At 68.6% G+C, this 25,454-nt stretch carries 29 protein-coding genes and 1 pseudogene; 11 read left to right on the top strand and 19 right to left on the bottom strand.

Annotation, left to right across the window (positions count from 1 at the left end):
• Nucleotides 1-807 precede the first annotated feature (807 nt).
• Nucleotides 808-1,110, top strand: coding sequence for a hypothetical protein (locus ACFMRZ_RS31720; RefSeq protein WP_280271959.1), 303 nt, complete (start codon nucleotides 808-810; stop codon nucleotides 1,108-1,110).
• A gap of 35 nt (nucleotides 1,111-1,145) precedes the next feature.
• Here ACFMRZ_RS31720 and ACFMRZ_RS31715 read toward each other — a convergent pair whose 3' ends face one another.
• Genes ACFMRZ_RS31715 through ACFMRZ_RS31705 form a run of 3 tightly spaced genes read right to left on the bottom strand, consistent with a single transcriptional unit; the run spans nucleotide 1,146 to nucleotide 3,256 of the window.
• Nucleotides 1,146-1,844 (bottom strand): L,D-transpeptidase, encoded by a 699-nt coding sequence (locus ACFMRZ_RS31715; protein WP_400181900.1) that lies wholly within the window; start codon nucleotides 1,842-1,844, stop codon nucleotides 1,146-1,148.
• A gap of 40 nt (nucleotides 1,845-1,884) precedes the next feature.
• On the bottom strand, nucleotides 1,885-2,646 hold the full coding sequence (locus ACFMRZ_RS31710) for a class I SAM-dependent methyltransferase (protein ID WP_400181899.1): 762 nt from the start codon (nucleotides 2,644-2,646) through the stop codon (nucleotides 1,885-1,887).
• Between the two features lie 52 nt (nucleotides 2,647-2,698).
• Nucleotides 2,699-3,256 (bottom strand): TetR/AcrR family transcriptional regulator, encoded by a 558-nt coding sequence (locus ACFMRZ_RS31705; protein WP_400181897.1) that lies wholly within the window; start codon nucleotides 3,254-3,256, stop codon nucleotides 2,699-2,701.
• A 91-nt stretch (nucleotides 3,257-3,347) separates the two neighbouring features.
• On the opposite strand from ACFMRZ_RS31705, the gene ACFMRZ_RS31700 reads away from it, so the two are divergent.
• Nucleotides 3,348-4,064, top strand: coding sequence for an SDR family NAD(P)-dependent oxidoreductase (locus ACFMRZ_RS31700; protein WP_400181896.1), 717 nt, complete (start codon nucleotides 3,348-3,350; stop codon nucleotides 4,062-4,064).
• A 151-nt stretch (nucleotides 4,065-4,215) separates the two neighbouring features.
• Entirely contained in the window at nucleotides 4,216-4,461 is a 246-nt protein-coding gene (locus tag ACFMRZ_RS31695) for a hypothetical protein (RefSeq protein ID WP_280270206.1), read from the top strand.
• A 15-nt stretch (nucleotides 4,462-4,476) separates the two neighbouring features.
• On the opposite strand, the gene dnaG is transcribed toward ACFMRZ_RS31695, so the two are convergent.
• The 7 genes and pseudogenes from dnaG to ACFMRZ_RS31660 form a co-directional block, all read right to left on the bottom strand.
• Nucleotides 4,477-6,387 (bottom strand): DNA primase, encoded by a 1,911-nt coding sequence (gene dnaG / locus ACFMRZ_RS31690; RefSeq protein WP_400181895.1) that lies wholly within the window; start codon nucleotides 6,385-6,387, stop codon nucleotides 4,477-4,479.
• Nucleotides 6,368-7,663 carry a deoxyguanosinetriphosphate triphosphohydrolase gene (locus ACFMRZ_RS31685; RefSeq protein WP_280270208.1) on the bottom strand — a complete coding sequence of 432 codons (1,296 nt, stop codon included), beginning with the start codon at nucleotides 7,661-7,663 and terminating at the stop codon, nucleotides 6,368-6,370. The genes dnaG and ACFMRZ_RS31685 overlap by 20 nt, the downstream gene beginning before the upstream one ends.
• Nucleotides 7,664-7,680: 17 nt before the next feature.
• The gene (locus ACFMRZ_RS31680) at nucleotides 7,681-8,373 is read right to left on the bottom strand and encodes a YdcF family protein (protein ID WP_400181894.1); all 693 of its coding nucleotides are present in this window, start codon (nucleotides 8,371-8,373) and stop codon (nucleotides 7,681-7,683) included.
• A 68-nt stretch (nucleotides 8,374-8,441) separates the two neighbouring features.
• Nucleotides 8,442-9,119, bottom strand: a complete 678-nt coding sequence (locus ACFMRZ_RS31675; RefSeq protein WP_400181893.1) for an MBL fold metallo-hydrolase — start codon at nucleotides 9,117-9,119, stop codon at nucleotides 8,442-8,444.
• Between the two features lie 59 nt (nucleotides 9,120-9,178).
• Complete coding sequence (locus ACFMRZ_RS31670; RefSeq protein ID WP_400181891.1) at nucleotides 9,179-9,592, bottom strand: VOC family protein; 414 nt, start codon at nucleotides 9,590-9,592, stop codon at nucleotides 9,179-9,181.
• A gap of 38 nt (nucleotides 9,593-9,630) precedes the next feature.
• Nucleotides 9,631-10,552 (bottom strand): annotated as a pseudogene (locus tag ACFMRZ_RS31665) (NADP-dependent oxidoreductase).
• 117 nt (nucleotides 10,553-10,669) lie between these two features.
• Nucleotides 10,670-11,608 carry an MBL fold metallo-hydrolase gene (locus ACFMRZ_RS31660; RefSeq protein ID WP_400181890.1) on the bottom strand — a complete coding sequence of 313 codons (939 nt, stop codon included), beginning with the start codon at nucleotides 11,606-11,608 and terminating at the stop codon, nucleotides 10,670-10,672.
• Between the two features lie 83 nt (nucleotides 11,609-11,691).
• On the opposite strand from ACFMRZ_RS31660, the gene ACFMRZ_RS31655 reads away from it, so the two are divergent.
• Nucleotides 11,692-12,645: a LysR family transcriptional regulator gene (locus ACFMRZ_RS31655; RefSeq protein WP_400181889.1), complete on the top strand. Its 954-nt coding sequence runs from the start codon at nucleotides 11,692-11,694 to the stop codon at nucleotides 12,643-12,645.
• Here the strand turns inward: ACFMRZ_RS31655 and ACFMRZ_RS31650 are convergent.
• Together ACFMRZ_RS31650 and ACFMRZ_RS31645 are read right to left on the bottom strand one after the other, a co-directional pair.
• Entirely contained in the window at nucleotides 12,600-13,499 is a 900-nt protein-coding gene (locus tag ACFMRZ_RS31650; RefSeq protein WP_400181888.1) for a serine hydrolase, read from the bottom strand. The two genes, ACFMRZ_RS31655 and ACFMRZ_RS31650, sit on opposite strands and share 46 nt — an antisense overlap.
• 28 nt (nucleotides 13,500-13,527) lie before the next feature.
• Nucleotides 13,528-14,919, bottom strand: a complete 1,392-nt coding sequence (locus tag ACFMRZ_RS31645; protein ID WP_280270214.1) for a glycine--tRNA ligase — start codon at nucleotides 14,917-14,919, stop codon at nucleotides 13,528-13,530.
• A 200-nt stretch (nucleotides 14,920-15,119) separates the two neighbouring features.
• Here ACFMRZ_RS31645 and ACFMRZ_RS31640 point away from each other — a divergent pair, with 200 nt between their 5' ends.
• Both ACFMRZ_RS31640 and ACFMRZ_RS31635 read left to right on the top strand, forming a co-directional pair.
• Nucleotides 15,120-15,515 (top strand): helix-turn-helix transcriptional regulator, encoded by a 396-nt coding sequence (locus ACFMRZ_RS31640; protein ID WP_228823488.1) that lies wholly within the window; start codon nucleotides 15,120-15,122, stop codon nucleotides 15,513-15,515.
• A gap of 3 nt (nucleotides 15,516-15,518) precedes the next feature.
• Nucleotides 15,519-15,962: a Fur family transcriptional regulator gene (locus tag ACFMRZ_RS31635; protein ID WP_400181887.1), complete on the top strand. Its 444-nt coding sequence runs from the start codon at nucleotides 15,519-15,521 to the stop codon at nucleotides 15,960-15,962.
• A 99-nt stretch (nucleotides 15,963-16,061) separates the two neighbouring features.
• On the opposite strand, the gene ACFMRZ_RS31630 is transcribed toward ACFMRZ_RS31635, so the two are convergent.
• Nucleotides 16,062-17,018 carry a hypothetical protein gene (locus ACFMRZ_RS31630; protein ID WP_400181886.1) on the bottom strand — a complete coding sequence of 319 codons (957 nt, stop codon included), beginning with the start codon at nucleotides 17,016-17,018 and terminating at the stop codon, nucleotides 16,062-16,064.
• A 103-nt stretch (nucleotides 17,019-17,121) separates the two neighbouring features.
• Between ACFMRZ_RS31630 and ACFMRZ_RS31625 the strand changes: the two genes are divergently transcribed.
• A complete protein-coding gene (locus tag ACFMRZ_RS31625; protein ID WP_400181885.1) occupies nucleotides 17,122-17,736 on the top strand; it encodes a TetR/AcrR family transcriptional regulator in 615 nt (204 codons plus the stop codon).
• Nucleotides 17,737-17,746: 10 nt separating this feature from the next.
• Here ACFMRZ_RS31625 and ACFMRZ_RS31620 read toward each other — a convergent pair whose 3' ends face one another.
• The 3 genes from ACFMRZ_RS31620 to ACFMRZ_RS31610 are packed head-to-tail and all read right to left on the bottom strand — an operon-like array spanning nucleotide 17,747 to nucleotide 19,659.
• Nucleotides 17,747-18,154, bottom strand: coding sequence for a hypothetical protein (locus ACFMRZ_RS31620; RefSeq protein WP_400181884.1), 408 nt, complete (start codon nucleotides 18,152-18,154; stop codon nucleotides 17,747-17,749).
• Entirely contained in the window at nucleotides 18,151-18,960 is an 810-nt protein-coding gene (locus ACFMRZ_RS31615; protein WP_280361178.1) for an isoprenyl transferase, read from the bottom strand. Before ACFMRZ_RS31615 ends, ACFMRZ_RS31620 begins: the two co-directional genes overlap by 4 nt.
• Before the next feature lie 48 nt (nucleotides 18,961-19,008).
• Entirely contained in the window at nucleotides 19,009-19,659 is a 651-nt protein-coding gene (locus ACFMRZ_RS31610) for a hypothetical protein (protein ID WP_280270252.1), read from the bottom strand.
• A 91-nt stretch (nucleotides 19,660-19,750) separates the two neighbouring features.
• Here ACFMRZ_RS31610 and ACFMRZ_RS31605 point away from each other — a divergent pair, with 91 nt between their 5' ends.
• Both ACFMRZ_RS31605 and ACFMRZ_RS31600 read left to right on the top strand, forming a co-directional pair.
• Complete coding sequence (locus ACFMRZ_RS31605; protein ID WP_280361180.1) at nucleotides 19,751-20,371, top strand: TetR/AcrR family transcriptional regulator; 621 nt, start codon at nucleotides 19,751-19,753, stop codon at nucleotides 20,369-20,371.
• Between the two features lie 82 nt (nucleotides 20,372-20,453).
• Nucleotides 20,454-21,206, top strand: coding sequence for an NYN domain-containing protein (locus tag ACFMRZ_RS31600; RefSeq protein WP_400181882.1), 753 nt, complete (start codon nucleotides 20,454-20,456; stop codon nucleotides 21,204-21,206).
• Between the two features lie 34 nt (nucleotides 21,207-21,240).
• Here the strand turns inward: ACFMRZ_RS31600 and ACFMRZ_RS31595 are convergent, their stop codons facing one another.
• A complete protein-coding gene (locus ACFMRZ_RS31595) occupies nucleotides 21,241-22,461 on the bottom strand; it encodes an erythromycin esterase family protein (protein WP_400181881.1) in 1,221 nt (406 codons plus the stop codon).
• Between the two features lie 107 nt (nucleotides 22,462-22,568).
• Between ACFMRZ_RS31595 and ACFMRZ_RS31590 the strand changes: the two genes are divergently transcribed.
• Together ACFMRZ_RS31590 and ACFMRZ_RS31585 are read left to right on the top strand one after the other, a co-directional pair.
• Nucleotides 22,569-23,045 carry a MarR family winged helix-turn-helix transcriptional regulator gene (locus ACFMRZ_RS31590; protein ID WP_280270256.1) on the top strand — a complete coding sequence of 159 codons (477 nt, stop codon included), beginning with the start codon at nucleotides 22,569-22,571 and terminating at the stop codon, nucleotides 23,043-23,045.
• Nucleotides 23,042-23,533 carry a hypothetical protein gene (locus ACFMRZ_RS31585; protein ID WP_280270257.1) on the top strand — a complete coding sequence of 164 codons (492 nt, stop codon included), beginning with the start codon at nucleotides 23,042-23,044 and terminating at the stop codon, nucleotides 23,531-23,533. The genes ACFMRZ_RS31590 and ACFMRZ_RS31585 overlap by 4 nt, the downstream gene beginning before the upstream one ends.
• Here the strand turns inward: ACFMRZ_RS31585 and recO are convergent.
• Both recO and ACFMRZ_RS31575 read right to left on the bottom strand, forming a co-directional pair.
• The gene (recO, locus tag ACFMRZ_RS31580) at nucleotides 23,481-24,248 is read right to left on the bottom strand and encodes a DNA repair protein RecO (RefSeq protein ID WP_280270258.1); all 768 of its coding nucleotides are present in this window, start codon (nucleotides 24,246-24,248) and stop codon (nucleotides 23,481-23,483) included. The two genes, ACFMRZ_RS31585 and recO, sit on opposite strands and share 53 nt — an antisense overlap.
• 442 nt (nucleotides 24,249-24,690) lie before the next feature.
• On the bottom strand, nucleotides 24,691-25,446 hold the full coding sequence (locus tag ACFMRZ_RS31575; RefSeq protein WP_400181880.1) for a TIGR02391 family protein: 756 nt from the start codon (nucleotides 25,444-25,446) through the stop codon (nucleotides 24,691-24,693).
• Nucleotides 25,447-25,454 lie beyond the last annotated feature (8 nt).

Genomic DNA, 25,454 nt, shown 5'->3' with positions numbered 1-25,454 from the left:
CGACAAACAGATCCGATCGGTCGATACGATCCGTGCGACGTAAGTTGTACCGCCACAAATCTTTCGATGGACGCAACTCGTCGACGGAGGCAAACGCCTTGTGGCAGAACATAATTCTGGACTCCGCGCGAACAGCCGACGGTCCGGTACCGAAGATAACGTTTCGATAACCGCCCTCCCGGGTACACCCTCTCTATGACAGCCATGAAGCACTCACTCGCGCGATTGGCGGGGGTGAACAGCGGATCAGCGATTCTGGCTGCGATGATCTGTTTGATTGCACTGCTCGGAATCGGCGTAATGACACGCTCCGCACCCACCACCGCGATCGCTACGGCCGCGGTCACCGTGGGAGTGGTCGCGACATTGCGGATCCTGCCGCACGACCGTTAGGTTCGCAGTCCCACACGGCGAGTGCGGCATGGTGAGTAATACTCGCCCTCAACAGCGTGTCGACGCGAGGCATAAGCCTCTCTGCCGCAACATTTTTCGACTCAGTTCACATTGAATTCCGCCAGGAAGCTTTGCAACGCAAGGCATTTCGCCCACCTCAGCGCAGAGCCCGCGCATCCGGCAACCACGGCCCCTTGCGCTACAGCAGGCCACCGACGGACCGCTCCGTGACGTACCACGATCTGGTGGCGCAAACCGCTAGCGCGTCTACCCTTCCCACCCGACTCCCCCGCATAGCCCACAAAAACCCCTTCCTTCTCACCTCGACTCTATGTACCATCAAATGGCGGCACATTAGTCAGGTGCAACACGGCGCCCGGCCGGAGCCTCGCCGCACTCATGAAGGACACAGCGATGAGCACAGCACATCGGATAATCGCCGGAACCCTGATCGTGGGCGCCCTGACGGTGGTCCCGGCTACCGTCGCACCGGCGGCGTTCGCGGCGCCCGGCGGCTCGACCTCGGGCAACAGCGAGAACCACTCGGGCACCCGCAACGGCGGCACTCGGGAAAACTACGGCAGCAACGCCAACGGCACCGGCTTCGGCGATGCCGGCGGCACCGACTCGCAGACCCGGCGCCGGTCGCCCTACCTGGACCGATACGGCTACCCGGGTGGCCCCTACCGCCCGCACAACCCGTACGGCAGCCGCTAGGCTCCGCTCCGGAGTCGGCCGGACATGAAACCCGTTCAGCTCGAATACATTCCGATGACCGGTCGCCGCGAGGGCTGCAAGGCGCCGAGCAGGGACCGCATCACCTCCGCGGCGACCGCGACACATCCCGCGGTCGCCGCCCCCGCCTCGACGTGGACGAAGAACGCCGATCCCCTACCCGCCACAACCGGATCGCGGTTGTAGTCGATGACCAGGGCGTAGTCGTACTGCGGCACGGTTCTGCCCAGATTCTCCGCCGCCCGGGTATCGAACGGGCACTCCGCCTCGGCACACCGATAACTCCGGTTGTACAGCGGGCTCGCCGGATCGGAGACCCACCACCAGGTATTCGAGGAGTCGACCGGCAGGTACGGCAGCTTCGATTCCACCGGTGACCGGCCGAAGCCTTCGGTCAAGGTGAAGATGCCTTCCGGCGTATACGCCGACCCCTCGGCGGCTCGATCCGAAATCCCTTGCTTACCAACCCATGCCGGTGTCGCGAGGGTGCGCTCCCACTTTCCGGAACCACCGCGCTCCCACAGTTCGAGCGTGCCGCGATCGGCGCCCTGCGCCGCGGTGACCCACACCACCTGGGTACCCGGCACCGATGCCGGATCGAACGGCGGTCGCGCACCGGAGATCCGGGGCAGCACGACGAGCCCGGCGGCCACGATTGCGGCGGCAAGGACCGCCCAGCCCACCTTTCCACGGAACACATTGCGGTGCAGCCTCATTCACACTCCTGTCGGTGCTGAACGGAGTCGCCGACGACCGTCACGTCCGGTACGGCACACACTCCAACAGAAGGAACAGCGGGCGGACGAAGTGCTCGTCCCACCACGGATCCTGCTCCCGCAGTTCGTCGGTCGGGTGCGGCTCCAGCAGCCGCGTGATCGCGAATCCCGCCGCGGTGATCATGCCCAGATACGCCTCCAGCGAATAGAAGCTCTGGACCGACGGCGCGGGCGAAACCCTCCCCGCTACCTCGAACCGTTGTTCCACGGTGCGCACACCGAAGTAGGCGTCGACCGCGAAACCGGTTCCGGCGCTGCCGCGTTCGGTCCTGGCGGCGTAGAAGCACGGGTGCATGCCCAGCAGCAGCATCCGTCCCGACGGCCGCAGCACCCGGGCGAACTCGGCGAAACGCCGCTCGGGCCCGGCGATCCCGTTCGGCAGGCGGTTCGCGATGATCACGTCGATACTGTTGTCCGCCAACGGTAATGCCGCCACGTCGGCGTGCCGGAAAGTCGACGAGTCGGGCCGATGGTCGGGATGGGTGCGCGCGGCGACGATGAACTCCTCGCAGGCATCGACCCCGTACACGTGCGCGGCGCCGCGCCGGACCAGTTCGCGAGACAGATAGCCCTCGCCGCACCCGGCGTCGAGAACGGTCGACCCGCCACAGTCACCGAGTAATTCGAGCAACGCCGGGTCGGTCAGGCGGGCCTGATACGGATCGAGCCGCTCGCGCACGATCTCGATCCAATATTCCGCATTCCGCGCGTAGGCGCTGGTCACCGGCTCGTCACCCAGCACCCGCTCCTCGCTTTCGCCTCGGGGACACCGCCGTCATCGTAGCCAGTCCGAGTCACCGACGGCCGGCGCGCAACCCGTCGAGGACGAACGGCAGCGACTCCCGCCATGCCGACGCCCCGGTGTTCTCACCGAGCAGCGACAATGCCCAAACCAGATGCACCACATTCTGATCGGTGGCATCGGCGCGGATCACCCCGGCGCGCCGGGCACGGTCGAGGACCGCCGAGAAGTGCGTCATCCCCCGCGCGCAGGCCTCGGCCAGCCGAGCGGCAGCCGGATGGTCGCCGGTGAAAGCCTCGAGCAGACCGCGGTCGGTCGTGAGCTGGGTCAGCATCCGCTCCACGAAGCCGGCGAACGCGAGCCACGGATCGGGTTCGGCCGCAGCCTGTTCGGCGAACTCGTCGAGGGCGTTCAGCCGGGGCGGAAGTAGGGCGTCGACGAGCGCGTCACGGGTGGGGAAATGGTTGTAGAGGGTGCCGATGCTGACCCCGGCCCGGCGCGCGATCTCCTCCAGCGACGCCGCCAAGCCCTGCTCGGTGAACACACCGGCGGCCTCCTGCAGCAACCGATCACGGTTGCGGGCCGCGTCGCGGCGCATCGGTTTCGTCACCGGCTCAGTCTACAAACTTGAGGGCTCCCTCAATCTAGTGCTAGCCTTCGATTGAAAATGAGGCACCCCTCAATATTCTGGAGGAACAACCATGAGCACACCCGTCGCCGCGATCATCGGGGTCGGCCCCGGCCTCGGCATGTCGATGGCACGCCGCTTCGGCCGCGCCGGATTCCGGGTCGCCGTGGTCTCGCGCGGCGCGGACCGGCACGACGGTTATCTGGCCGATCTCGCGGACCGCGGCATCGAGGCGACCGCGCACACCGCCGACGTCACCGACCGGGACCGCCTCGCCGAGGCGCTCGCCGACATCACGAAGATCGGCGACATCGACTTCGCCTATTACGGCCCGGGACCGACCACGCAGTCGATCGTCCCGATCACCGACCTCGACATCCCGACCGCGCAGTCGGCCTTCGACTGGGTCTGGCCCGCCGTGCAGGTCGCGCAGGCCGTGCTGCCCGGCATGCTGGAACGCGGCAGCGGCGGGCTGATGTTCGCCGGTGGGTTGTCCAGCGTCCGGCCGATGCCGATGCTCGGTCAGCTCGCCCTGGCCGCCGCGGCCCTGCGCAACTACGCCCTCACCCTGCACACCGCCATGGCCGACCGCGGCGTGTACGCGGGCACACTCACCATCGGCGGCCTGGTGGAACGCGGCGACATCCACGCCATGGTCACCGCGGACCCCGCGAAATACGGTGCCGCCGAAGGACATACCCTCGACCCCGACCCGATCGCCGACACCGCCTGGGAGATGTACAACTCGCGCGAACGCGCCGAAACGGTATTCGACGCGCTGGGCGGATAAGCGCGGCGAGGCGAGTGCGCGGTGCGAGTTGTCGGACCCTTCTGGCATGGTGGGGCTGGTGTCGTCGGGCGTGGGGGCAGCCGGATCGACAGCACAACGGGGCGTCGGGCAGGATGTACGGCGCGGACAGTGACTGGGAGGAGCCCAAGGAATGCTGCGGTTGATCATCGGCCTCGCAGCCGGATACGTGCTCGGCACCAAGGCCGGGCGAGCCCGCTACGAGCAGATCAGCAAGACCACCCGCGCCATCACGTCCAGTCCGGTCACCCGCAAGCTCGTCCAGCTCAGCCGTCAGAAGCTGTCGGACAAGCTCAGCACCCAGCCCAAACTGGAACCGATGCAACCGATCGACGAGCGCACCACGATCCTGGTCCCCCAGGACCAGCTCCGCCGCTGAGCTAGAGCTCCGCGACTACCCCGCTGCGAAGTCGGGGCCGTTGCCCATCGCCTGGGCCAGCAGGCTTTTCCGGTACTGCTCGAGCGCGACGAGGTCGCCGAACAATGCCATGTAGGCGTCCGGCTGCTCCGTGGAGGAGACCCGCTGCAGTTTGGATTTCAGCTCCGCGATCTGGCGGCCCACCCAGGCCTCCTGGGTGCGGGCCAGCACGCCGGTGACGAAGCGTTGGATGTCGTCGACCGACTTCACCGGCAGGGGCTCGGCGGACAGTTCGGAAACCAAGGCGCGCAAGGTCAGGTCGTCGGTGTGATCGGCGACCCGGCTCACCCATTCGGACCCGCCCAGCCCCGCGCCCGTGCCGCCGGCCTCCGCGATCGCGGCGCGCACCGCGACGAACGCCGGGTGGGTGAACGCCTCCGGCTCGAGCGAATCGAACACCGGCCCGGCCAGCGCCGGATACTGCAGCGCGGCCGCCAGCACCTGCCGCTGCGGCACCAGCACCGGATCGTTCGGATTGGGCCGTGCCGCGGGATGCTCGGAAACCGTTGCGGCCGAAGCGGATTCACGGACCGGAACGCCACTCTTGCGGGGCCCGCGCCGGGCGGCGTCGCCGACCCGCCGCACCACCAGCTGAATGTCGTCCCAGCCGACCCACCCGGCCAGCTTGGTCGCGTACGCCTTGCGCAGCGCGTTGTCCTTGATCTGCGCCACCACCGGCACCGCGCGCCGCAGCGCGTCCACCTGGCCCTCCGGCGCATCCAGGTTGTGCTCGGCGAGCAGGCCACGAATCACGAACTCGTACAAGGGAACCCGGCGCGCCACCAGATCGCGCACCGCGCCGTCACCGGAGCGCTGGCGTAGCTCGCACGGATCCTGACCGTCGGGGGCGACCGCGATATAGGTCTGGCCGGCCAGTTTCTGATCACCGGAGAACGCCTTCAGCGCCGCCGCCTGACCCGCTTCGTCGCCGTCGAAGGTGTAGATGATCTCGCCGCGCCAGAAGTTGTCGTCCATCAGCAACCGGCGCAGCACCGACAGATGCTCGTCGCCGAAGGCGGTGCCACAGGACGCGACGGCCGTCTTCACACCCGCCAGATGCATGGCCATCACATCGGTGTAGCCCTCGACCACGACCGCCTGGTGACTCTTGGCGATATCCCGCTTCGCCAGGTCCAGGCCGAACAGCACCTGAGACTTCTTGTACAGCACCGTTTCCGGGGTGTTGATGTACTTGGCGGTCATCTGGTCGTCGTCGAACAGGCGGCGCGCGCCGAAACCGATGATGTCGCCGCCGAGGTTGCGGATCGGCCACAGCAATCGGCGGTGGAAGCGGTCGATGGGGCCGCGCCGACCCTGCTTCGACAGCCCGGCCGCCTCCAGCTCCTTGAATTCGAATCCCTTGCGCAGCAAGTGTTTCGTCAGCGTGTCCCAGCCGCCGGGGGCGTAACCGCAGCCGAACTGGCGGGCGACATTGCCGTCGAAATTGCGCTCGGTGAGGTACTTGCGGGCCGTCTCGGCCTCGTGCTCGTTCAGTTGCGCGGCGTAGAACTCGTGCGCGGCGGCGTTGGCGGCGACCAGTCGGGAGCGGGTGCCGCGGTCGCGCTGCACCGACGTGCCGCCGCCCTCGTAATTGATCTTGTAGTTGAGCCGGTCGGCCATCTGCTCGACGGCCTCGACGAACCCGATGTGCTCGATCTTCTGCAGGAAGGCGAATACGTCGCCGCTCTCTCCGCAGCCGAAGCAGTGGAAGTGACTGTGGTTGGGCCGCACATGGAACGACGGTGATTTCTCGTCGTGGAACGGGCACAACCCTTTCAGCGAATCGGCACCGGCCCGCTTGAGCGACACGTACTCGCCGACGACGTCCTCGATGCGGACCCGCTCACGGATTGCCGCGATGTCACGATCAGGGAGTCTTCCGGCCACGATCACCGAGTCTAGCCCCGCCGCTCAACCCCGCGGCGACCCGCTCCAACCGGCTCTCGGTGTAGGAGGCGATCTGGTCGACGATCACCCGAACGCGTGCGGTGTCGTCGGATGCCTCGTTCCACCAGGGCAGCAGCACGGCGTCGAGGCTGTGCGGGGCGGACGTCAGCAGATGCTCGGCGACCAGCAGCAACTGCTCGCGCTGGGCGGCCTGCCGCTTGTTGTGCTCCGGGTCGGACATCACGTAGCGCAGCGCGACCGTCTTGAGCATCGCGACCTCGGCCGCCACGATCCGCGGAACCTCCAGGTCGGCGCCGTAACGGCAGAGCCGCCGACCGCCCCACGTCGCGCGGGTGGCCTCCACGGCCGCGGTCGCGAACCGGCCCACCAGGTCGCTGGTCAGCCGCTTCAACGCGACCGACGCGCGCAGGGTGCCGTCGTACTCGGCGGCCGCCGCGATCACCGGCAGCTCGGACAGCCGACCGGCCGCGGCGACCAGTTCGTCGAGACTCAGCGTGCGGTGCTGGGTGCGGCCGAGTTCGGCGAGGGCCTGCTGCTCGCTCGGATCGGCGAGGGCGCGCAGATCGATGCGGCCCGCGATCACCCCGTCCTCGACGTCGTGCACCGAGTAGGCGACATCGTCGGACCAGTCCATGACCTGCGACTCCAGGCACTGCCGACGTTCGGGCGCGCCCTTGCGCACCCAGTCCAGTCGCGGCAGGTCCACGTCGTACGCACCGAATTTCGTGCCCGGAGCCGTTCTGCCCCAAGGGTATTTGACCGTGGCGTCCAATGCGGCGCGGGTCAGGTTGAGCCCGAAACTCTCGGCGTCGTCGAAGACCTTCGGCTCCAGCCGGGTGAGGATGCGCAGATTTTGCGCGTTGCCCTCGAATCCGCCGTGCGCGTCGGCGAATTGGTCGAGGGCGCGTTCGCCGTTGTGGCCGTAGGGCGGATGGCCGATGTCGTGCGCCAGTCCGGCCAGGTCGACCAGGTCGGGGTCGCAGCCCAGGCCCTCGGCGATGCTGCGGCCGATCTGGGCGACCTCCAGCGAATGGGTGAGCCGGGTGCGTGGTGTGTCGCCGTCGCGCGGACCCATCACCTGGGTCTTGTCGGCGAGCCGGCGCAGTGCCGCCGAATGCAGCACCCGGGCCCGGTCGCGCGCGTAGTCGCTGCGCCGCGCGGGCACCGGCGACCAGCTCAGTCCCGCGGTGTCGGAGGTCTCGGCGACCATCCGCTCGCGATCCGGATCACCGTAGGCGTCCGTGTCGCCATTCATGCCTGCTCCTGCGAAAGTCACTGCTCCGCGGTGTATTTGAAGTCCGCGGAGAAATGGGTGAGGTGGTACCACAGCAGCGCCACGGTCTCCCGGGCGATGCCGTGCAGCTGGGATTCCCGGGTGTAGACGGCCGGTCCGGTGCGGGTCGGCGCCGTCCACGCCCGCAGGTTCTCGTCGCGGGTCATGGTGCGGGTGCGCAGCGAATGCCACGGATCGCTGACCAGCACCGCCGACGACAGCTCGCGCTGGTGCATCGCGGAGGCGACGGCCTCGATGCTCTGCAGTGTGTCGGAGCCGGTCTCCACGGCCAGGATCCGGTCCGCGGGCACGCCCTGATTCTCCAGGTACTGCTTGCCGGAGGCGGCCTCGGTGTAGTTGTCGCCGGTGCGTTTTCCGCCGACGGTGATCACCAGCGGGGCCACGCCGCGGCCGAACAGCTTCTGCGCCTGCTGTAACCGCGCCTCGAACACCGACGACGGGGTGCCGTCGTACTGCGCCGCGCCCAGCACGACGATGGCGTCGGCGCGGGAGTAATCGTCGATGCGGGCCACCTGCCACACCCGGATCGCGGTGCCGCCCACGACCACCACCGCCATCAGCACCGTGCCCGCGATCAGCCGGCGCGCCCAACGCAGTATCGAGGAACCGCTGGTGCGGGGCGCGGGCATGGCCGAGCGGGCGGGCGCGGGACGGGTCGGGGCCGAGGGCATTCCCCGAGTCTGCCAGTGCTCGATCACGCCGAGGTTGCGGTGTGACGTGTGCTGCACCCAGCGGGTTTTCACCAACCGCGCTGACGCCACTCGGCCAGTTGCGGGCGCTCGGCGCCGAGCGTGGTGTCGTCGCCGTGACCGGGGTAGACCGCCGTGTCGTCGCCGTAGCGGTCGAACAGCTTGCCGGTGACATCGCCGAACAGCGAGTCGAAGTCCGCCGGTGACGTGGTGCGACCCACGCCGCCGGGGAACAGCGAATCCCCGGTGAACAGGTGGGTGCGCCCGGCGCCGTCGGTCAGTGCCAGCGCCACCGAGCCCGGCGTGTGCCCGCGCAGATGGATCACCTCCAGCGCCAGCTCGCCCAGGCGGACCGTCTCGCCTTCGGCCAGTAGACGATCCGGCGAGACCGGCAGTGGCTCGGCGTCCAGCTCGTGAGCGGCAGTCGGGACGCCGGTGCCCGCGACCACCTTCTCCAGCCCCTGCCAGTGGTCGAAATGCTGATGGGTGGTGACGATCTGCCGCAGCTGCCCGGGAACCTCCTGGCCGAGCAGCTCGAGAATGCGGTCCGCCTCGTTGGCCGCGTCGATCAGCAGCGCCGCGCCGGTGGCGGTGTCCTGCACCAGATAACAGTTGTTGTCCATCGGGCCGACCGACATCTTCACGATGCGTGCGCCCGGCACGTCGCGTTGCTGCGGATTCGAGCCCGGCGAGACATGACCCGTGTACGGGGTATCGATCGCGATCATCCTCCCGATCGTAGTGGCAGGGTCCGACCGGACGGACGGGCGCGAACGCGGGAACCCGGTCAGCTCGCGGGTGGCACCGGCTCGCCGGAGCGGGTGGTCAGCCACTGCTGGATCTCGATCAGGTTGCCTTCCGGGTCCCGCAGGTAGGCACAGCGGATCCGGCCGTCGAATTCGACCGGGCCCGCGGCGATTTCGGCGCCGCGGGCACCGAGTTCGGTCAGGTACTCGCCGAGGTCGTCCACGCGCAGCGACACCAGCGCGGAGTCCGGCGCTCCCGGGCGCAGGATGCCGCCGAGCGCGGCGTCGAGGTCCTTGCGGTCGTGCAGGGACAGACTGCTGCCGAGTTCGGGTTTGAAGGCCACGTACGGCGGCTCGGGCTGGTCGAGCTGGGGTTTCAGGCCGACGACGTCGCGATAGAACTCGAGGCAGCGGTCGAAGTCGGAGACGAGCAGCCGAATCTGGGTCAGGTGCACGACGTCGAACCTACGCTCCGCCTATCCCACGGCCTATCTCACGGATGGAGGACGATCTTCCCGCGCGTGTGACCCCGCTCGAGTTCGCGGAAGGCCTCGCGGACCTGGTCCAGGGTGTAGGTGGCGGCGATGGGAACGGTGAGGGTCCCGGCGGCGGCCAGTTCGGCCAGTTCGGCGACGACGTCGATGGTGTCGGCGGCGCCGTTGCCCTCCGCCTTCACGCCGTACTTCTCGACCGCCGGGAAGTCGATGACCGTGTTGACGCGCTCCGGCGGCACGCCGAGCTTCCAGGGCGAGTTCCACATAGCCGGTGCCCTGGAAGTCGAGAAAGGCGTCGAGTCCGCCGGGAGCGGCGGCGCGAATGCGTTCGGCGAGCCCGTCACCGTACTCGACCGGAACCACGCCGAGCGACCGCAGCCAGTCCGCGTTGGCGGGACCGGCGATGCCGATGACCGTCACGCCGCGCGCCCGAAGCAGTTGCACCGCAACGGTTCCCACTCCCCCGGCCGCCGCCGAGACCGCGACGGTGTCGCCCTCCTTCGCCTCCACCGCGCGCACCGCCGCGAACGCCGTCGTGCCCGCCACGAACAACGCGCCCGCGACATCCCACGACAGTCCGGCGGGCTTCGGCGCCACCTGGTCCACCGGCACGACCACGTGCGTGGCGTGACTCGCCCGCTGATGGGTGAACCCGACCACCTCGTCACCCACCGCGATACCGCTCACCCCCGCGCCGAGGGCGGCGATCCGGCCCGCGAAGTCGCTGCCCTGCCCGGACGGGAACGTCGCCGGCCAGCGCTCGTGCAGCAGCCCGGCCCGAATCTTCGACTCACCCGGGTTGATACCGGCCGCGACCACCGCGACCACCACCTGCCCGGCCCCCGGTTTCGGATCCGGTACCTCCACCACGTCCAGCACGTCGACATCGCCGTACCGATCGAACCTGACCGCCCGCGCCATGGGTCGCCCTTCCTGTTGGAGGTCCTCTGTGCAGGCCGAACAGCGCACCGGGCGCCGATATTTCCGGCCCACACCTCTACAGTTTCCGGTTCCGGCCGGGTTCACACTCCCGGCAGGTCAGGGCGTGAAGGATTGCAGGTGTCCCAGCACGACGAATTCGCTGTCCGGGCTCGCCGCCGCCACGGCGCCACGCAGCGGCTCCAGGCCACCGGCGTCGCGGGCGGGTTCGGCCAGCGGGTAATCGAAATCGTCCCAGTGCGTCGGGAGCACATACCTCGGGTGTCCGACCGCGCGCAGCAGCCGCGTCACGTAGTCGCGCACCTTGGCGCCGCCCGTCGGCAGCATCACCACGTCCGGGCGCAGCCCGGCCACCTCGGATTCGATGTAGTTGGCGCCGCCGAAGTTCAGCATGCTCACGCCGCCGCCGGTGACCTGGTAGGCCAGCGTGCCCCCCTCGACCAGATCGCTGATCACCTGCGGCCGTTCGAGTTTCACCGCTCCGAGGCCGGGACGTGTTCCCGGATAGGGGATCTGGGCGCGCGCGCCGAGTTCGGAATGCAGGGACCGCAGTACCCGGATCGAGTAGCCGTCGAAGGCGAGGTCCTCGCCGCCGGTCACCAGCGCCAGCTGCGACTCCGGAGTTCCTAGCGCGGCAAGCAGATTCAGGTGCGTCTCGGTACCCAGCACGGTCGCCCCGGTGCGCTGCGCGAGGTACGGGACGTCGGTGAGATGGTCGTAGTGGCCGTGGGTGACCAGGATGTGGTCGGCGCGCAGCCCGGCGGCGAGATGGGCATCGATCAGCGCGGTGTCGACCGACAGCGGCGTCCGCGGGTCCGCGCCGTCCTTGCCGTACGTGCCGGTCCGGAAACGGGTCAGCCACGGATCGATGAGCACGCTCCTGCCGCCGATCCGGATCTCCCAGCCGTTGTTGCCCCACCAGCGCAGGGTCGCACCGCTCGCGGCCGGCCCGCCGCCTCGGCTCGCACAGGCCGCCGTCAGCGCCGCCGCGGCGGCCGCGCCGACTCCGAACAACCGTCTCCTGTTCAGGTCTGTCATGCCGGTACCGAACCACGGGGATGAGACATACGTCCAAGACCGATCGTCGCGCCGACCCATAGCGCGTCCACTATCGTCGCAGCGTGGACCCGCTGCGCAAGCTCCGATACTTCGTCGCCGTCGCCGAGGAACTGCATTTCGGCCGGGCCGCCGATCGCCTCGGAATAGCGCAGCCGTCGCTGAGCCAGCGCATCCGGGAACTGGAACAGGACCTCGCCGCGCGGCTGTTCGACCGGACCAGTCGCAGCGTCGAACTCACCCCGGCCGGGCGGATCCTGCTGGCCGAGTCGCGCGCGCTGCTGGCCCGCTGGGATCGCACGAAAGCCCTTGTCGGCAAGGCGCATCGGGGCGAGATGGACGCGCTGCGGGTGGGCGTGCCGCCGGATCTGGCGGGCCGCGTGCTGGCCGCGATCCGCACGGAGTTCGAGCGCGAATGTCCCGAACCGAGCCTGGACCTGCAGGAGCTGACCACCGCCGAACAAGTGCGCCTGCTCGCCGATCGGCAACTCGACGCGGGCCTGCTGCAGCATCCCGCCGACGTCACCGGCCTCGAACTCGGCCCGGCGGTCGACACCCCGCTCGGCGTGGTGCTGCCGCGCGATTCGCCGCTGGCGGCGCGGGCGGAACTGGCACCGGCCGAGCTCGCCGGGCACGGCCTGGTGCTGTTTCCGCGGGCGGCCGCGCCGGGTGCCTACGACGCCACCCTGCACGCCTGCGCGGAACACGGCTTCCGCCCGACCGCGGTGGTGCACGCGCAGAACCCGGAATTCGTGCTGGGACTGGTTCTTTCGGGTCAGGGCGTGGCGTTCGACCAGGGCATGGTGGCGCGGAAGGAGCCGCGGGTGGTCTGGCGGCCGATCACGGGCGGCGTGCTGCGGCGGCGGATGTCACTGGCCTGGCCGTCCGACGCCCCGCATCCGGCGGTCCGGCGGCTCGCCGATCTGATCATCGGAGTGCTTCGCACGGACGGGGTTTCGATGCCGGCCCCGGCTCAGGACGAGGCACTGCCCTGGCACGTACTGATCGGGCGGCGATGATCGATGGTTTCGATCGCCGCGCGCGCCGCCTCCCCGATCGCCCTGTCCACGTGCGGCATTCGCGTGTCCAGCACGTCCGCGCGCGTGAAAACCGCGACGGCGCAGCGCAATCCGCCGGGATACTCGACGACGCCGATCTCGTTGCGCACGCTCGGCAGCGTTCCCGTCTTGCTCCACACCCGTACGCCCGACGCGAACGCGGAACCGAGCCGATGCTGGTTGAGCTGTAGGCCCATCAATTCCCGTACCCAGGCGCAGGCCTGCGGCGATCCGGCGCGGTCGTGCGCGATCGACTCCAGCAGCCGGGTCATCTCGCGCGGTGTGCTCGCCGAGGTGCGGGCGGGATCGAGGATGCGCAGCGCGAACACCTCGGCGTCGGACAGCGCGGGGTAGCGGCGCGCGAACTCCGCGGCGTCGGCGGCGCCCATATCCTCGGCCATCGAGGCGAGCAGGTCACGCAGCGAGCCGACGATCCGGGTGCGCTCGAGCCCCAGTTCTCGCACCAGGGATCGGACATTGTCCAGCCCCACGCGGTCGAACAGCAGGTCCGCGGCGGAGTTGTCGCTGACCGACAGTGCCAGGTATGCGGCATCGCGCAGACTGAACTCGACATCGTCGCGGCACCCCGACGTGCCCGGACCGCCCAGGCGATAAGCCGCCGTCGACCGCACCCGGTCGGCCGGATCGAGCTGCCCCGCGCCGAACTGCCGCGCCAGCTCGAGTACCAGCGGCACCTTCACCACCGACGACAGCACCACGGGTTCGTCTGCGCCGCAACCGATTTCACCACCGCATCCGAGGCACCGGGCGTGTAGCCAACCCCGCACGCCCACGGCATCGAAAACGGCTTTCATGCGGGCGATTTCGGTGCGCGGACGCCGCCTACGCCCCGATCAGCCGCTGTGCCAGGTAACCCTCGACCTGGTCCAGCGCGATTCGCTCCTGCGCCATCGAGTCGCGCTCGCGCACGGTCACCGCCTGGTCCTCCAGGGTGTCGAAGTCGACGGTGATGCAGAACGGGGTGCCGATCTCGTCCTGGCGGCGGTAGCGCTTGCCGATCGCCTGCGCGTCGTCGAACTGCACGTTCCAGTTCTTGCGCAGCCGCGCGGCGAGATCGCGCGCCTTCGGCGACAGGTCGGCGTTGCGGGACAGGGGGAGCACGGCCGCCTTCACCGGGGACAGGCGGCGGTCCAGCCGCAGCACGGTGCGCTTCTCCATGACGCCCTTGGCATTCGGCGCTTCGTCCTCGGTGTAGGCGTCGATCAGGAACGCCATCAGCGAGCGGGTCAGACCGGCCGCCGGCTCGATGACGTACGGGGTATAGCGCTCGCCGGTGGCCTGGTCGAAGTAGTTCAGCTCCTGGCCCGAATGCTCCGAATGCGTCTTCAGGTCGAAGTCGGTGCGGTTGGCCACGCCCTCCAGCTCGCCCCATTCGCTGCCCTGGAAGTGGAAGCGGTACTCGATGTCGACCGTGCGGGTCGAGTAGTGCGAGAGCTTTTCCTTCGGGTGTTCGTAGAGCCGCAGGTTCTCCGGGTCGATACCGAGGTCGGTGTACCAGGCCAGGCGGGTGTCGATCCAGTACTGGTGCCACTGCTCGTCGTCACCCGGCTTGACGAAGAACTCCATCTCCATCTGCTCGAACTCGCGAGTGCGGAAGATGAAGTTGCCGGGGGTGATCTCGTTGCGGAAGCTCTTGCCGATCTGCGCGATGCCGAACGGCGGCTTCTTGCGCGCGGTCGTCATCACGTTGGCGAAGTTCACGAAGATGCCCTGCGCGGTCTCCGGGCGCAGGTAGTGCAGGCCCTCCTCGGATTCGATCGGGCCGAGGTAGGTCTTGAGCATCATGTTGAAGTCGCGCGGCTCGGTCCACTGGCCGACGGTGCCGCAGTCGGGGCAGGCGATGCCGCTCATCGGCACGGTGTCCGGATCGGCGATGTCGTTCTTCTCCGCGAACGCCTCCTGCAGGTGGTCCTGCCGGTGCCGGCGGTGGCAGTTGAGGCATTCGACCAGCGGGTCGTTGAACACCGAGACGTGACCCGAGGCCACCCACACCTGACGCGGCAGAATGATCGAGGAGTCCAGGCCGACCACGTCGTCGCGACTGGTCACCATGGACCGCCACCACTGCCGCTTGATGTTCTCCTTCAGCTCCACACCCAGCGGGCCGTAGTCCCACGCCGACCTGGTGCCTCCGTAGATCTCGCCACTGGGGAAGACGAGACCCCGGCGCTTGGCGAGGTTGGCGACGGTGTCGACCTTCGACTTGGGTGCCACGACTGGAGCTTCTCCCTCTGGATGAGTGTGGTAAGCGATTCGGTCCAGAGTATCGGCACGACCCCGGCGCGGTCGAAGCAGTATCCGCACATCACGGGCACCGTGCCCGCGATCACTCGACTCGCGCACAGAGTGTCGGATTGACATGCGCACCTTTGCATACCAATAATGGCATCGGTTTCCAATAAGGAGTTGGTTCGATGACCGCCGACAGTGGTGCCCCCGCACGGCGTAGCCGCGTCGCCGTGGAGGCGCCCACCCCCATCCCCCACGACCCATATCCGTATCGGGCTCCCTCCGCTCCGGCGGTGCCACCGCGAGGCATCCTGGACAACGCGGGTGAGCTGCTGCGTGCGCTGGCCGCACCGGTGCGCATCGCGATCGTGCTGCAGCTGCGCGAGTCGCCGCGCTGCGTCCACGAACTCGTCGATACCCTGGGCGTGACGCAGCCGCTGGTGAGCCAGCACCTGCGCATCCTGAAGTCGGCGGGCGTGGTGCGTGGGGAACGCACCGGGCGCGAGGTGATCTACGAACTCGTCGATGATCACCTGGCACGTATCGTCGTCGATGCCGTCGCACATGCCGAGGAAGGGTGATTCGTGCCGGACAACACGGGCACAAAGGACAAGACCGTCGGAGTTCGCAGCACTCGCCAGCGCAGCGCCATCGCGGCGCTGCTGGGCGACATCGAAGAGTTCCGTTCCGCCCAGGAACTACACGACGAGCTGCGCCGCCGCGGTGAGGGCATCGGCCTGACCACCGTCTACCGCACGCTGCAATCCCTGGCCGAGGCCGGCAAGGTGGACGTGCTGCGCACCGACACCGGCGAGTCGGTCTACCGCCAGTGCTCCAAGGGACACCATCACCACCTGGTGTGCCGGCACTGCGGCCGCACGGTGGAGGTGGAGGGCCCGACCGTCGAGGCCTGGGCCGAGTCCATCGCCGGCCAGCACGGTTTCACCGAAATCAGCCACACCATGGAAGTTTTCGGCACCTGCCGCCACTGCGCCGTCGTCCGAGAAAGCCACCCCGCCCCCGCCTGACCCACCGCCGCGCAGTCACTCCCACACAGCGCGCGGGATACCGTGCGCCGCGCACAACCGCGCCCCGGCCGATTCAGCCGGGGCGCGCTCGACTATCGATCAGGCGGGCACCGGCTCCGCGGCTGGGGAGCGGCGGGGCAGGAGTGCGCCCGCGCCCAGCATGAGCACCGCGGCGGCGGCCCAGCAGAGCAGCACGATCAGCGGAGCGGCGGCGCCGTGGCCGTCGAAGAAGGCGACCGAGCGGATCAGGGTGGCGGCGGCGCCCGGCGGCAGTAGCTGGCCGACCGCGCCCCACGGCTGCGGCAGCAGTTCGGGGGCGGAGGTCGCGGCCGAGAACGGGTTGCCGACCAGCAGCATGAGCAGCGCGCCGAGACCGATTCCGGCGCGCCCGATCAACGTCGCCAGCCCGGTCACCGCTCCCGCCACGGCGAAGGACACCAGCCCGGCGATCGCCGCCAGCGTGAGGTAGGAGCCGGGCACCAGCTGCATCCAGGTCTGCACCACCACCATGCTGAGCAGTCCCCCGGCGATCCCGAACGCCAGCACGCCGACCGACCGCGCCGCGGCCGTCGGCACCAGCAGGCTGAGCAGCACCCCGCCCGCGATACCGGCCATCACCAGCGGCAGCACCATCGCGCCGAAGCCGGTGCCGCGCGGATCGTCCGGGTCGGCGGGCACCACATCCTGCACCGCGGCGGCCGGAGCGCCGGACATCTGCTGCGCGATGGCCGTGAGTTGTTGCGCCACAGCGGGACTCGCGGCCGAGGCGACCAGCACCCGCGGCGGTCCGCCGTCGGTCACCACGGCGCCGTAGGCATCGCGCTGCTCGATGGCCGTGCGGGCGGCCGCCTCGTCGGCCACGGTGGTGATGTCGAAGGCGTCGCGATCGCGCTCGGCCAGCTTGCCGGCGACCATGCTCGCCGCCGGGCCGGACACCGCGACCGGAAGCTCGCGCGGCTTGATATTCGCGGCCGGCCAGGCGAAGGCGATGAGCATGACAGCTTGCACCAGGGCGGCGGCGAGGCCCACCGCGACGGCGCGCGACGTGGCATTCATGACGTGCTCCCAAGAAAATCGGAGGGTCGTTCTCTTTTGTGTCCCCACCGTCGCATCGGGGATCGAGCTTGTCAAGAACGGATATTCGTTTTATTTTGGAACCATGCCCCGTGTCAGCGAGGAACACCTCGAACGCCGTCGCCAGCAGATCCTCGACGCGGCACAGACGTGTTTCGCGAACAAGGGCTTCCACTCCACCTCGATGCAGGATGTGTTCACCGAGTCGGGCCTGTCCGCGGGCGCCGTCTACCGGTACTTCAAGAGCAAGGACGACCTGATCGCCGCCCTGGCCGCCGACGCCACACAGCTGCTGCGCGGCATCCTGGACGACATCATCAATCGCGATCCGCTGCCGACCCCCGGCGGCCTGGTCGGCGCGCTGACCACGGAGCTCGTCCAACTCGGCGAGCGCACCGGTCGCGTCCGCCTGGCCCCGCAGGCCTGGGCGCTCGCGCTCACCGACGAGGCGGCCGCACACTACGTGCGGACGGCGATGGGCGCGCTGCGCGACCGTTGGCGGGACTACGCCGACCGGATGCGCGTGATCGGCTGGCTACCGCCCGATGCCGACACCGACGCCGTGGCCAAGGTACTGCTGGGCATCATGCCCGGCTTCATCCTCCAGCATCTGGTGCTCGGCGATGTCACACCGGACGAGATGAGTCGCGGCCTCGACACGCTGTTGCCCGGCTATCGGCACGCCCCGACCGCGGGCTAGCGCGAAACCCTCAGGGCACCAGCCCTTTCCGGGCCTCCCCCGCCCCGGCCAGCACGAGCAGCAGCATGGTCGACAGCGCGTCGTCACCGAGCCCGGCGGCCGGGAAGGTGTAGCGCAGCATCACGTCGGCGAGCTTGTCGCGCACCTTCACCGTGAGCGAGCCGAATTGCAGTGCGCCGTTGCGGTCGGCGACGCGCTTGTGCAGCTGCGCCTTCAGCGGGCGGTCCCAGGCCAGCAGGCAGGTGAGGGTCAGCACATCCAGTCCGGGCGCCAGGTTCACCCCGCGCAGCGAGCACAGCGCGCCGTCGTATTCGAAGCCGAGCCCGCCGTCCTCGACGCGGACGTCGATGTCGAAGCCCGTCAGGCAGGCGCCCGCGCGGACCTGCAGTTCCTGGGCCGCGGCCGTCTCGCTGGTCACTTCACGCCGCCGAAGCGCCGGTCCCGTTTGGCGTACTCCACGCAGGCCTCCCACAGGTTGCGGCGGTCGAAGTCGGGGAACAGCGTGTGCTGGTACACGAACTCCGCGTATGCCGACTGCCAGATCAGGAAGTTCGAGCTGCGCAGTTCGCCCGAGGGCCGCAGGAACAGGTCCACATCGGGCATGTCCGGCTCGTCCAGGTACTGCGCGAAGGTCGACTCGTTGATCTTCTCCGGGTCGAGCTCACCGGCGGCCACCCGGCGGCCGATTTCCCTTGCGGCATCGGCGATCTCGGCGCGCCCACCGTAGTTGACGCACATGGTGAGGGTCATCACCGTGTTGTCCTTGGTGAGTTCCTCGGCGACCTCCAGCTCCTTGATCACGCTGCGCCACAATCGTGGTCGGCGTCCGGCCCAGCGCACCCGCACCCCCATCTCGTGCATCTCGTCGCGGCGGCGGCGGATCACGTCGCGGTTGAAGCCCATCAGGAAGCGGACCTCGTCGGGGCTGCGACGCCAGTTCTCGGTCGAAAAGGCATAGGCCGACAGCCATTTCACGCCGATCTCGATGCACCCCTCGACGGTGTCCATCAGTACCGCCTCGCCGCGCTCGTGCCCGGCGGTGCGGGGCAACCCCTGCTCCTGCGCCCAGCGCCCGTTGCCGTCCATCACCAGCGCCACATGCCGGGGCACGAATTCCAGCGGCAGGTTGGGCGCCGTCGCGCCCGACGGGTGCGGCGTGGGCGGGCGAATCGTGCGGGCGGGCGACGCGGCGGTTGGGGTGCGGTTACCGATCACGGGTTCCATCCTGCATCACGCGGCCGCGGCCCGGTCCGCGGATCCCCGCGTCTGCGGTCATCCCCGCAGCAAGGTCACGCTGTAGACGACGATCCAGCCGATCCACCCGAGCCAGCCGACCAGGCCCGCGAGCGCGATCCGGTGGGTGCCCTCGACGTTGTACGGACTGGCCGACGCCGCGACGAACAGCAGTGCGGCACCGGCGTATCCGAGCCAGGCGTGCCAGTCCGGGATGAATCCCGCGGTGGACCCGGCGGCCGAGAAACCCAGCAGCGCGACCGCGAGGAACATCTGGTTGTAGCCGAACAGCACATTGCTCAGTCCCCACAGTGCGACCGTGGACCCGCGGTCGTGCCGCGCCGCCGCGGCCATGGCGAAGCGCAGCGCTTCCACGCACGCGAAGGCGACGTTCTGCATGAGCACACCGGCGAACCCCACCAGCGCCCAGGCCCGCGCCGCCGAGCCGGCATCCCACAGCCGGTCGACCAGCCCGGCGGCGAAAACGGTCGTGCACAACCACAGCGTCGGCACGAGCACCGACGGCAGTTTCAAGGCGTTGCCGACGGTCGCGAACGATTCCACCACCGCATCGAGGCTCTGGCCCGCCATCGGCATGGGCAGCCGCCCGCGCACATAGATGATGTTGATGACAACCCCCGAGAGCACGAACCCGAGACCGCCCAGGGCCGCCAGATCGGCGAAACTCATGCGGGCACCCCTTTCACCAGGCAAGGCAACCCGCCCGATATTGGATTTACACTACTTATATTGAATATAGGCATACGAGAACGGGAGGGCAATGACCCAGCCGGAACGACGGCGCTACGACTCGCTGCGCCGCCAGGAGCAAGCGCACCGGACCCGCGCCGATATCGCCGAGGCCGCGCGCCTGCTGTTCGTGCGCCAGGGCTGGGCGGCGACCACGGTGCGGGACGTGGCGCGCGAGGCCGGGGTCTCGGCGCCGACCGTCTATGCGGCCTATACCAACAAGTCCGGCTTGGTCTGGGCACTCGTCGAGGCGGCGGACCTATCCGCCGACATGTCGCGGATGCTCGCCGGCCTGGAGGGTTCGGCGGATCCCCGCGAGCAGCTCGCCGCGATGGCCGGTTACGACCGGAGATTGTTCGAACGATCGGGAGACCTCATCGGTTTGATCCGCGAGGCGGGCCGCACCGAACCCGAGCTCGCGGAGGTCTACCGGCAGGCGCGGCGGCTGGCCGACGCCACCCGCGTCGAGGTGTTCTCCTCGTGGCCCGCCGCAACGCTGCGCCCGGACCTCGACATCCCCGCGGCCGTCGACATCTTCGCGGCGCTGTGCAACATCGACGTCTACAACACCCTGACCGGCGAACGCGGCTGGTCCCCCGACCGGATCGAGCGCTGGTGGGCGGACACGCTCGCCCGCGAACTGCTCCACTGACCCGCCATCCGCGCAACCGCCCCCGGCCGCGACATCGCGATACGGTGGGGTCGACCGCCGCCGAACGACGAAGGGTATCGCCGTGACCAGCGAAAGCACGACCAGGCTAGCGGTGCTGATCGATGCCGACAACGCACAGCCGGCGATCGCGGACGGCCTGCTGGCGGAGGTCGCCAAATATGGCACCGCCCATGTGAAGCGGGCCTACGGCGACTGGACGAGCACCAACCTGAAGGGCTGGAAGGACCGGTTGCTGGAGCAGTCGATCCAGCCGATCCAGCAGTTCGGATACACCACCGGCAAGAACGCCACCGACTCGGCGATGATCATCGACGCGATGGATCTGCTCTACACCGGCAAGCTCGACGGCTTCGTCATCGTCTCCAGCGACAGCGATTTCACCAGGCTCGCCAGCCGCATTCGCGAATCCGGGCTCACCGTCTACGGTTTCGGCCAGCGCAAGACGCCGCAGCCGTTCGTCGCCGCCTGCGACAAGTTCATCTACACCGAAAACCTCACCGACACAGCCGAAGAGGCGCCGACCAAGCCGCAACGCACGGGCGCCAATCAGCTCAAGGGCGACGCCAAACTGATGAATCTGCTGCGCAATGCCGTCGACGCGGCCTCCGACGATTCGGGCTGGGCGATGCTGTCGGGTGTCGGCTCGATCATCAACAAGCAGCGTCCCGACTTCGACCCGCGCACCTACGGTTTCCGTAAGCTCGGCGACTTGTTCACTGCCACAACATTGTTCGATATCGAGGGCCGTAGCCCCGGCGAGGGTAAGCCGGAGATCACCTACGTCCGCGACATCCGGTATCGGCGGACGACCTGACCGAGCCGGATATCTCGCACGCGCAGACGAGGTGCTAGCGAGCCGAACGGGGCGGGTCGAGGGGCTGGGTCGGGGTCACGGTACGCACGCGGAACAGCAGATCGAACCAGTCGCCGAGCCCCGCGCCGGAGATGTGGTGATCGGCGTCGCGGTCGGGGCGGTAGGTTCCGACGATCAGGCGCAGCCGCGCGGGCCGATGCAGCCACTGCCGGACCGAATCCGGTTGCGGCGTGCGGAGATCGAGCAGGTAGCCGTCGCGTTCGGGGATATCGAGTACGGCATCGGCGAACTCGCTCGCCGGGGCGGGCACCGTGAGATGCGCGCGCAGGTGGCCCTCGTGGAAGGTGAGCCCCACGGAGAGGTAGTCGGCTCCGAAGCGCTTGCGCAGCAGGTATCCGGTGGTCGGGAACTCCTGCGCCAGCGCCGACACCGTGAGGCGCTCGGCGACAACGGTATTCGACAGGCCTTCCCAGTACACGATCCGCTGTCCCGTGGCGTCGTGCCAGGCGGCGATGCGGTCCGCCGCGGCCACCGCCTCCGCGGCGAGGTCACGACCACCGGCCGCGAGACTCGACTCGTGGTATCGCAGGATCAGCCGCGCCGCGTCCGGCACGGCGGTCGAGCCGGGCAGCGATTCCACCAATGCCAGTGCGTCCCGGGCATGTTCGGCGAAGGGGCGTCCGGGGTGCGTACCGTCGGCCCGCTGAATGTGCTCTCCCAGCCGGTGGGCGGTGATGATCGGGTCGTAGTGCGCGCGCAGTTCGCCGAGGCGCTCCGGGGCCGCGTGCGCGACGAAGTCCGATACCAGCGCATAGCGCGACGGCTTGGCGGCCTCGGACGTCAGGCCGAACAATCGCAGGGGATCGTCCGGGTGGGCGCGATTGAACGTGCGCGCCCAGTCCAGGACCGCAAGGGTTTCGGCGGTGCGCCACGGCACCCAGGCAGTGCGCAGGAGCGCTGCCGGATCTCCGTTTCCGCCCCGGACGAAATCGTCGAGTGCGGCGACGACCGTCTCATCGTCCAGCAGTGCCAGCGCTCGAAAACCCTGCCGCTCCACCAGTTCTCGCAAGATCCGATGCGCGAGCACCGAGATCTCGTGTGCGGCGCGAGTTGCCATGCCCAGGCCGACGACGACCGCGTCGCCGATCCGGTCGTTGCAGGGCAGCGGCGCATCGGACGCCGGGCCGTCGAACGGCTGGGCCGCGCCGCGGATCCATTCCGCGACCTCGTCGGTGTCGAATTCCCGATGTGCCATGGCGCCCTCCTACAGTTGAGCCGTGCCGCGGGCACGAGCGAAGCGCATATACCTTTGCAGTCAAAGCTATTTACCTTTGACCGCAAAGGTAGATGGAGGTGGGATGGATGTCAACGGCGAGTGACGCGGGACCGGATACCGACGACGCGATCCGGGCGATGCTGCTGCTCATGCCCCGACTGGTCGGCCGGGCCAAGCGCACCCAACCGCCCGCGGAGCTGCGCTCGCTGGCGCCCCGCCACCTGTCGATGCTGTCGTACCTGCTGTTCGACGGACCGATGACGGTGAACGAACTCGCCGCCCGCCTGGCGGTCGCGCCGACCACGGTCAGCCTGATGGTCAGCGACCTGTCCCGGGAGGGCGTGCTCGAGCGCACCGAGGACGACGCCGACCGCCGCCGCAAGATCGTCAGCATCGCCGAGGCGAGATTGCCGGCCATCCGGGACTGGCTCGCCCGCGGCGCCGACGCCTGGCGCACCGCCCTCGCCCCATTGACCCCCGCCCAGCGGCAGACGGTGATCGACACCCTGCTCGCCTACGAGAAAGCGGTCACGGAGCCGACCGAGGGGACGGCGGCGCGATGACACGGTTCGGACTGTGGCGGCCCTCGGTCACCTTCTGGCGGGTGTGGACTCTCCTCCTGGTCGTACTTCCGCAGACGCTCGCCACCCGCTTTCCGGATCTGACGTACAGCGACATCGCGCCGGTCCCCGGCGACGGGACGGTAATCGGGGTGGCCTACCTGCCGTCGCCACCGCTGCCCGAGCAATGGCTCGAGTACGTCACCGAATCCGGCCTCGTGGTGCTACTGCCCGCGATCGCCTTCGTCCTGCCGGAAAAATACGCACGGACCGGAACTCTTTGGGCCGCAGCGATTTTGGCCGCACTCGGCATGGTCGACGGATATCTCGGCAAGGCGGCGCTGGAGAGCGATACCGGCGGCTCGAGCTCCCTGCTTTTCATGTCGCTGTTCTACGTACCCGCCGCGGTCACGCTCGTGCTGAGTGAACGCGGACGCCTCAGCCGACGCGACTCTCCTCCTCCACCCCGTGCGGGCGAGAGCGCTCGATGAGGGGCAGGGTGCGCAACTGGCGCTCCAGGTGCCATTGCAGGTGGGCGGCGGTCAGTCCGCTGGCCTGGCGGCGGACCGGTTCGGGAACGGCGTCGACGCCCGACCATTCGCCGCGATAGAGGGCATGCATCAGATCCAGCACACCGACGGACGGAGTCGCCGAGCCCGGCGGCCGGCAGTGCACGCACACCGCTCCCCCCGCCGCCACGTGGAAGGCCCGGTGCGGGCCCGGGGTGGCACAGCGGGCACATTCGTCCAGCGCCGGGGCCCAGCCCGCGAAACCCATGGCGCGCAACAGGAATGCGTCCAGGATCAGCTCGTGCGGCCGCTGGTGCGCGGCGATCGCGCGCAGGGCGCCGGCGGTCAGGGTATGCAGCCGCGGGGCCGGGGCACGCTCCTCACCGGCCAGCCGCTCGGCGGTCTCGAGCACCGCGCACGCGGTCGTGTAGCGGCCGTAATCCGCGACGATGCCCGACGCGAACGCCTCCACGGTATGCACCTGGGTAACGGTGTCGAGGTTGCGCCCCGGATACAGCTGAATGTCGACATAGGCGAACGGCTCCAGCCGAGCCCCGAACTTCGACCGCGTCCGCCGCACCCCCTTGGCCACCGCCCGCACCAGCCCATGCTGCCGCGTGAGCAACGTGACAATACGATCCGCCTCGCCCAGCTTGTGCTGGCGCAGCACCACCGCATGGTCCCGATACAAACGCACGGCCCCATCCTCCCACGCCCCGGCGACGATGCGAGACGCCACACTGTCACGGCTGGACCCCCACCGCATCCACCTGGATGATGCGGATTCCGGCCGTCACCTCGATCTTGCGGACATCTCAGACGAATCCGGTGATTCTGGCCGCGTTGTCCGCATCCCTGCCGACGAGGCTTCGACAGCGGGAGCCGCATGACTTCCTACATGCCCTTCAACGTCTCGATATGCTGGAGGATTGACGCCGACAAGTCGTCGCCCTGCTCTTGAGCATCGCCATGCTATCGGCGCTCGCCTTGATCCGACCATCAGATCCAGGGCTCTGCGGTAGTCATGGAAATTTGTACGGAGGCCGGATCTTAGGCACGTACCTCCGGCAGAGAAACCGCCTGGCTGCCGCGTCCAGACAGTACCTTGACAGTGTCATTCTCCTGCCGCTGTCCTCCGACTAGGGGTTCTCCACATCGGCTTCGTCGATCCAGCGCGCGAACAGACTCAACGCTGCTAATCGCTCAAGTGCTGTGTGCTCGTCCAGTTCAATCTCGTCGTTAGGCAGGTGTCCAACTGGATTCCGGATTGCGCCAAAGCACCCGGCGCCGAAGTCCATTACACCTTGTCTCATCGACCTGGCAGTCTGGTCGTTGCTGTACCTCTTGTATCGCAGCCGCGCCCTGCCTGGCTCCGGCGGCTTTTCGGAAAGCGCTTGCTTAACTAGGTCAATCTCCGAGGCATCCCGGCGCCCAACTTTCTTCTGCAACAATGAATTCACTGCCTTGGACGCCGCCAGCACCGCTTCGTGACGATGTCCAGTCGACCACTGCGCGCTGGCAGCCTGCCATATTATCGGATGAAGAGACATTGCAGTAATCCGCGGCGAGCTATCGCAGCCACCGAGCCGTGCAGTTACTTCAGCGTGGCTGGCAAGCCTGGCGAGTAGGCGCTGCGCGGCGTCGCGCTCGGCACCGAACTCGTCGTAGTCGTTGGTGCCGTTTTCGGACCGCCATTGCGGGTACAGGCGGTCTAAAATGGGACCGGTTATCTCTCCAAGCTCGATTGCTTCCGCTCGACCACATGCAGGGGCCGTCTGGGGAGTAATGAAGATCGCACCGTCGCCGACACTGGACTGATTGACCGGCCTGGTCTTCTCGACATACTTCTCCAACTGCTGACGCACCCAGTCAACATCAACCCCGTCCAATTGCATATCAACAT

Source organism: Nocardia sp. N2S4-5 (assembly GCF_044628355.1).
GTDB classification, from domain to species: Bacteria; Actinomycetota; Actinomycetes; order Mycobacteriales; family Mycobacteriaceae; genus Nocardia; species Nocardia wallacei_B.
Note: the sequence above shows the minus strand (reverse complement) of the source record. Positions and strands in the feature narration are given on the sequence as shown.

Coding starts and splice junctions, on each gene's coding strand:
- ACFMRZ_RS31605 (WP_280361180.1), top strand. CDS start 19,751: ATGACCCAGCCGGAACGACGGCGCTACGACTCGCTGCGCCGCCAGGAG.
- ACFMRZ_RS31590 (WP_280270256.1), top strand. CDS start 22,569: ATGTCAACGGCGAGTGACGCGGGACCGGATACCGACGACGCGATCCGG.
- ACFMRZ_RS31650 (WP_400181888.1), bottom strand. CDS start 13,499: ATGAAAGCCGTTTTCGATGCCGTGGGCGTGCGGGGTTGGCTACACGCC.
- ACFMRZ_RS31685 (WP_280270208.1), bottom strand. CDS start 7,663: ATGAATGGCGACACGGACGCCTACGGTGATCCGGATCGCGAGCGGATG.
- ACFMRZ_RS31615 (WP_280361178.1), bottom strand. CDS start 18,960: ATGGAACCCGTGATCGGTAACCGCACCCCAACCGCCGCGTCGCCCGCC.
- ACFMRZ_RS31640 (WP_228823488.1), top strand. CDS start 15,120: ATGACCGCCGACAGTGGTGCCCCCGCACGGCGTAGCCGCGTCGCCGTG.
- ACFMRZ_RS31675 (WP_400181893.1), bottom strand. CDS start 9,119: ATGATCGCGATCGATACCCCGTACACGGGTCATGTCTCGCCGGGCTCG.
- ACFMRZ_RS31700 (WP_400181896.1), top strand. CDS start 3,348: ATGAGCACACCCGTCGCCGCGATCATCGGGGTCGGCCCCGGCCTCGGC.
- ACFMRZ_RS31695 (WP_280270206.1), top strand. CDS start 4,216: ATGCTGCGGTTGATCATCGGCCTCGCAGCCGGATACGTGCTCGGCACC.
- ACFMRZ_RS31625 (WP_400181885.1), top strand. CDS start 17,122: ATGCCCCGTGTCAGCGAGGAACACCTCGAACGCCGTCGCCAGCAGATC.
- ACFMRZ_RS31720 (WP_280271959.1), top strand. CDS start 808: ATGAGCACAGCACATCGGATAATCGCCGGAACCCTGATCGTGGGCGCC.
- ACFMRZ_RS31595 (WP_400181881.1), bottom strand. CDS start 22,461: ATGGCACATCGGGAATTCGACACCGACGAGGTCGCGGAATGGATCCGC.
- ACFMRZ_RS31575 (WP_400181880.1), bottom strand. CDS start 25,446: ATGCAATTGGACGGGGTTGATGTTGACTGGGTGCGTCAGCAGTTGGAG.
- ACFMRZ_RS31715 (WP_400181900.1), bottom strand. CDS start 1,844: ATGAGGCTGCACCGCAATGTGTTCCGTGGAAAGGTGGGCTGGGCGGTC.
- ACFMRZ_RS31680 (WP_400181894.1), bottom strand. CDS start 8,373: ATGCCCTCGGCCCCGACCCGTCCCGCGCCCGCCCGCTCGGCCATGCCC.
- ACFMRZ_RS31610 (WP_280270252.1), bottom strand. CDS start 19,659: ATGAGTTTCGCCGATCTGGCGGCCCTGGGCGGTCTCGGGTTCGTGCTC.
- ACFMRZ_RS31630 (WP_400181886.1), bottom strand. CDS start 17,018: ATGAATGCCACGTCGCGCGCCGTCGCGGTGGGCCTCGCCGCCGCCCTG.
- ACFMRZ_RS31660 (WP_400181890.1), bottom strand. CDS start 11,608: ATGACAGACCTGAACAGGAGACGGTTGTTCGGAGTCGGCGCGGCCGCC.
- ACFMRZ_RS31585 (WP_280270257.1), top strand. CDS start 23,042: ATGACACGGTTCGGACTGTGGCGGCCCTCGGTCACCTTCTGGCGGGTG.